Below are 227 nucleotides of genomic sequence, written 5' to 3'. Positions count from 1 at the left end.
ATGCTGCACTCATTGGCTGGCTTGTGGATGGGGCTGCTATTGTTACGCAAAAAATGCTGGCACAAACCTCCTATGCTCCATATGCGCGTGCACTTAAGAGGATTATTTTAGAAGAACGCTTTCATGCTTATCATGGAGAAGATATGGTTATTGCCCTGGGGGATGGAACTGAACAGCAGCGTGAAATGATACAGGATGCGCTTAACCGTTGGTGGCCTGCGTTGATG

At 47.6% G+C, this 227-nt stretch carries 1 protein-coding gene; it reads left to right on the top strand.

Features of this window, described 5'->3' with window-relative positions:
* Window positions 1–227 (top strand): Phenylacetic acid catabolic protein (locus LKX83_RS33090; protein ID WP_227887532.1); only part of this gene is annotated, 227 nt, incomplete at both ends.

Origin of the sequence: Cohnella baijiui (assembly GCF_020731285.1) — a bacterium.
Lineage (GTDB): Bacteria > Bacillota > Bacilli > Paenibacillales > Paenibacillaceae > Cohnella.
Note: the sequence above shows the minus strand (reverse complement) of the source record. Positions and strands in the feature narration are given on the sequence as shown.